Source organism: Cronbergia sp. UHCC 0137 (assembly GCF_034932285.1).
In the GTDB taxonomy this organism is placed as follows: domain Bacteria; phylum Cyanobacteriota; class Cyanobacteriia; order Cyanobacteriales; family Nostocaceae; genus Cronbergia.
Map to the genome: position 1 here is coordinate 27,271 of NZ_JAYGHC010000020.1, position 3,284 is coordinate 30,554.

A 3,284-nucleotide genomic window follows, 5' to 3' on the forward strand; every position below is an offset into this window, starting at 1 on the left:
TATTGACTTTGACATTACTTTTAATCTGGTACGGCTAATCCTTTCAGGGGTTGTAAGGCTTGTGTTTCGGTCAATCCCTTGCTTTGTACAAGAACTCCAAAGCCTCCCAGTCCTGTGGGGTCAATCAGTTGATGTAATGCCTCCCGTCGTTTTAGCAACTCTGATATGGGTTGTTGTTGATAGGAGATAGCAGCCAGCCGTTCACCTAACCCCAAGGCCATTAAAAATAAACCTTGCTGTATCCAACCAACTCGGTTTAAGTGACACCGTTTCCCCCAATTTTCCAAGGCTGTAAAGTCAACATGGGCGGTGATGTCTTGTTGCCCAATATTGATATAGGGGTTGTTATGGTGATGATGTTGGTAGTAGCACTGTATTGTTCCTTGCGATCGCCTGGGGTTATAGTAACGAGTGGCAGGGTAGCCATAATCAATTGTTAACACATACCCGCTTTGCAAGCAGTCAGCCACTATACTCAACCAGTCCAAAGCTGCTAAATTAATTTCACTGCGATAGCCATCTAAATAAGCATTTTGGCTCAAGTCAATTCCCACCAGTTGAAAATATTCTGCTAACTTTGGGGTAGAAGGTTCTGCTATTACTTCAATAAATGTAGGGAGATCAGAATTGTTATTCTCGGTTTCTTCCTGAATTGTGACATAAATTTCTCGCAATTCTCCCGCTTCTAGGGTAAATTGATGGACTGGTAAGGCATCTACTAATTCGTTAGAAAAAAAACAGCCTGTGATTGAATTGGGGAGTATATCTTCTAAATTGCACCAATGTACAGGTAAATTTTGTAAGTGTTTTTGCTGTTCTTCCCTTAAACCTGGAGATTTTTCCACAATAATGTAATTAAGGGCGGCAAAAAAATCAGGGTGGTGTAATTTGGAGTAGTGGAGAATATGGGAAGCTAAAAGACCTTGACCGGCTCCCATTTCTATGAGAGAAAATGAGTTCGGTTTTCCCAAATTTTCCCACATTTGCAGAAATTGTACTGCTAATAATTCGCCAAAGTCAGCCCCTAAACTAGAAGATGTGAAAAAGTCACCACCTCGAAAACCAATTTTTTTGACTGCTTCATTAGAATAGTAACCGTGTTCTGGATGATAAAGTGCCAACTCCATGTATTCAGCAAAGGTAATTCGCTGTTGGGGACTGGATTTAATGTGATTAGCAATAGCCATACACAATACCGGATTAAAATCTATAGAATTTACGCTAGAAAATTGGTACATAAAGAACATAATTCCTAATTTTGGCGTTATTAATTGACTGCAATCCCCCATTTTTACTAGAACTGTTCCTCTAGAAACAGTATATTCTTTCCTAGATTAGTTAAGATTAGGGACAATAATTTTAAAGATCAAATCTGATCTCTATATTAAATGCTTAGTTTAATTTATTCATAAAATAAAGTTTTGAAACGTCAACTTTCACTACTTTACCCCCTTTTTAATTGTTTAGCCTACCCTAGATATATAATGGTGCGCTGTTCTCATGCAAACAGATTGGATTAGTTTACTCAAAGCCCAACAAGCAGATTTTTTGCAACGTGTAAAAAAACCAAAAACTGCTGATTTATCACTCTTAGAAAGTCAGGTTAAAGGCTGTCACAGTGAAATTATGGCATTTGTGGGCGAGCCGTTAGCCAAAATTCAAAATTCTTCACGTCAACAAGCGGAAATTCTGGCTAAAAATCCACCACCGATACCACCTGAGTATCCTGAAGCAACTGATTGGGATATTCCTTTTTCTGAATATTTTCAGCAACAAGCAGAAGATTATCTTGTCCGAGAGCAAATTGTTGACCAGATGATTGCAGAACGCTTGGGTAAGTTGGTGAAAAAAGTGCCACAAGACACTTTGAAAAATATGGTTTTAGATGATGAGGGAAATTTACGTGGTGAAAGTAGATTTATTTATTTACTGACCAATAATCCTAAATTGAGTGTAAAAGTTTATGTAGCTGATGGAGAAAGTTTTAATGGAATTAAAAAAGATAAAGTTAGATGGTCAGTTAGTCAAGAAGACTTAAAACATCATCAGGTATTAATTTTTTTATGTTTGTTTTATTCATCTAGTAATAAATTTTGTCATGAAAAACAAGCTCTAATTGCCGGATTTCTGCCTAGTAATTATGTTGAATCTTCTGAAGCAAAACTATATTTTAATCCTAGTAATTTATTGTATGCTGGGGGATTAAATTGGTATTTAGACTCTCTAACTAAAAAACAAAAGGATCTGCCTATAGTTAATGAAATAATGATGATTGAGACGATTGAAACTTTACCGTCAGATCATCCACAGAAAAGTATTATTGGTGATTGGGAATGTTGGCAGACTTTGAAAGGACATAGGAGAGGAATTAATTGTTTAGCTTATGCTTTGAGGAATTTAACGGAAGGTGAAAATTTGCCTATTTTAGCTAGTGGTAGTCGGGGAGAAACAAAATTATGGGATTTAACTAAGGGGGAATTAATTGAGACTTTATCAGAGTATCCCTGGGTGATGTCTGGGTTGGTAGATGAAGTTAATTCTTTGGCTTTTAGTGCAGATGGACAAACTTTAGTTAGTGCTGGTGCAGATTCTACAATTAAAATTTGGCATACTGGGGCGCTAGATTTAATAGATGTTTTACATAAACATAATGGGGCAGTGAAATGTGTGGCGTTTACTCCCGATGGTAAGATGTTAGCGACTGGTGGTGATGATCGAAAAATCCTTTTTTGGGATTTACGGGAACGTCAGGTAGCGATCGCTCTCTGTTTGGATGATACCACAGCCCATTCCCTAGTTTTGAGTCAAGATGGCAAAATTCTCGTTACAGGTAGTTATCGCAAAATCCAAGTCTGGAGTACCACACACCCACCAGCAAAGGATACCCAACCCCTACAAACTCTCATGGGTCATTCTCACATCGTTAGTTCTCTAGCTCTCAGTGGTGATGGTAAACTGCTTGTTAGTGGTAGCAGAGATCAGACAATTAAAATCTGGAATCTGCAAACTGGTGAATTAATTCGCACCCTCAAAGGTCATCAAGATAGCGTGAATACAGTTGTTATTAGTCCCAATGAACAAATTATTGCTAGTGGTAGTGCTGATAAAACTATCAAATTGTGGCATTTAGCAACCGGGGAACTACTAGCAACTTTTACAGGACACGGTAAAACTGTGACAGCTTTGGCCTTTACTACTTCTGGTGAAATGTTAGTAAGTGGAAGTTTGGATAAAACAATCAAAATTTGGCAGAAGAGTTAGATTTTTAGGAGCAATAAGTAGGG

2 protein-coding genes are annotated in these 3,284 nt (G+C 37.8%); one reads left to right on the forward strand and one right to left on the reverse strand.

The genetic code is table 11. The features are described 5' to 3' along the window. Window positions 1-20 precede the first annotated feature (20 nt). Entirely contained in the window at window positions 21-1,211 is a 1,191-nt protein-coding gene (locus tag VB711_RS12230; RefSeq protein WP_323286401.1) for a class I SAM-dependent methyltransferase, read from the reverse strand. Between the two features lie 289 nt (window positions 1,212-1,500). On the opposite strand from VB711_RS12230, the gene VB711_RS12235 reads away from it, so the two are divergent. Beyond that, window positions 1,501-3,261: a WD40 repeat domain-containing protein gene (locus tag VB711_RS12235; protein ID WP_323286321.1), complete on the forward strand. Its 1,761-nt coding sequence runs from the start codon at window positions 1,501-1,503 to the stop codon at window positions 3,259-3,261. Window positions 3,262-3,284: the final 23 nt, after the last annotated feature.